We start from the raw sequence: 1,743 nt of genomic DNA, 5'->3' as shown, positions 1-1,743 counted from the left end.
GTTCTGCGCGACCCGGACGACGTCGTCGCGGAACTCCTTCGGGAACGGCCCCGGCATGATGACATCCTTCCAGGCCAGCCCTCTCGGCTAGCCATGTTTGATGTCACCAGTTCCTACATCAGACCCCTTCCCCTGACGCATCATCGTGTGGTCCTCCATGGCTGAAGCGTAGAACGCAAGCCAGCGACGTGTGATACGCGGGGGATACGTGTCACACGTCTTCGCTCACTTACGCGATACGTGACCCTGAATCGTGCTCATGACCATCGTGTCGGCAAGGGTCGTGGTGTCACCGACCTCTCGACCCTCCGCCACATCACGAAGCAAACGGCGCATGATCTTGCCGGAACGAGTCTTCGGCAGTTCGGTCACGATGTAGACGTCCCGGGGGCGAGCGATCGGCCCAATCTGCTGCCCGGCCCACGTCCGCAACGCGCTCACGAGGGCGTCCGCGTCGGAAAGCGCGTCTTCATGCGACTCTTTAATACATACAAAAGCAACCACCGCCTGGCCGGTTGTTGTCAAAGTATGCGTCAGCGATCGGTTCGTTGGGGTTGAGCGGAGAGGGGCGACGTTGTCATTCTCGTCGTCAGTCCCGATGCCCGGTCCGGTGAGGAAACCGCGACAAGTCTCGCGGACGATGGGGAGCATCGCCAGCTCGAGCTCGCCCGAGGCCGCCCGTGTCACCGCATCAGACACGCGTACGGCGCCGCGTCCGGAGCGATGAGCCGATCAGTACGCCCGCTCCGAGCACGAGCAGTGCTGCCCCGACCCAGAGCGGCGGGCTCAACTCGCCTCCGGTCGCGGCGAGTTCATTGCGCTGCACGGTCACCGCGGCAACGACGGTGAGGCCGATGTCGTCGAAGCTGAGGATGAGGTGGTGCTCCCCGTCCGTGACACCGGTGAGGTCGAAGCCTCCGGTGATGGCGGCGCGGTCCCACCGAACAGTGCCGAGCGATACCGGGGTCGATCGCATGTTGCCGATGATCGACGACTGCGAACCCTGCATCTTCGTCAGGAATGAGGACATCAGGTCGGCCGCTTCACTGCGCTTGTCGGTCAAGCCGGCCAGTCGCAGCATATCCGTCTGCTGAGTGTTCGTGACGGCGTCACGTTCGACGCGCAGCGTTGCGATGAGGTCGGCAGCGGCCGTTCTCACCTCGGTGGAGTCCGACGTCGCCGAAAGGAGAACGTGCGACCCCACGGCCGGGCGTGCGGCCGCTATCGCAGTGGCCAGCGACTCATCAGTCGGCCCGGCGACGTATGCGTTCAGAGCCGTGATGGCCGCGTTGAGCGTGACCACGCGGGCGTTGCGTTTCTGCACATCCGTGACCTGAGAGGAAAGCTGCTGGTCGAGCAGCCGGACACGCTGATCCTGGACAGCGCGCAGAGCCCCTTCGAGATCGAACGCGGTGAGCGAGATCTCGTTCACGGTCACGCCCGGCAGCCTGAAGACCACCGGCGACAGTAGCTGGGATGCGGCGGCCGCCTCGTTCGTAGACGGCCGCTCCGCGAGGCCGAGCGCCTGTCCCGAGCCGTTGAGGAGAGGGAATGTGACATTCGGTGTGCCCGCCGCGGCCGCGAGCAGGTCGGCAAGCTCGGGCTCCGAGATGCCGCTGAAAGCGCCGGTGAGACCGACATCGTCCGGGCGCTGGAAGACCGCGATGTAGGCCTGCTGTACCGGGTCGGTGGAGGGCGTGGGCGTCGGTGTCGGGGTGTCTGTGGGTGTGGGGGTCGGGGTGG

2 pseudogenes are annotated in these 1,743 nt (G+C 65.2%); both read right to left on the bottom strand.

Going from position 1 to position 1,743, the window contains the following annotated elements:
- Positions 1–225: 225 nt before the first annotated feature.
- Positions 226–519 (bottom strand): annotated as a pseudogene (locus tag IEX05_RS15125) (AMP-binding enzyme); the annotation flags it as partial.
- 172 nt (positions 520–691) lie between these two features.
- Positions 692–1,743: pseudogene (locus IEX05_RS15120) on the bottom strand (hypothetical protein); the annotation flags it as partial.

The organism is Microbacterium nanhaiense, from assembly GCF_014646015.1.
Lineage (GTDB): Bacteria > Actinomycetota > Actinomycetes > Actinomycetales > Microbacteriaceae > Microbacterium > Microbacterium nanhaiense.
The sequence above is the reverse complement of the archived record's forward strand: the minus strand, read 5'-3'. Positions and strand labels throughout refer to the sequence as shown.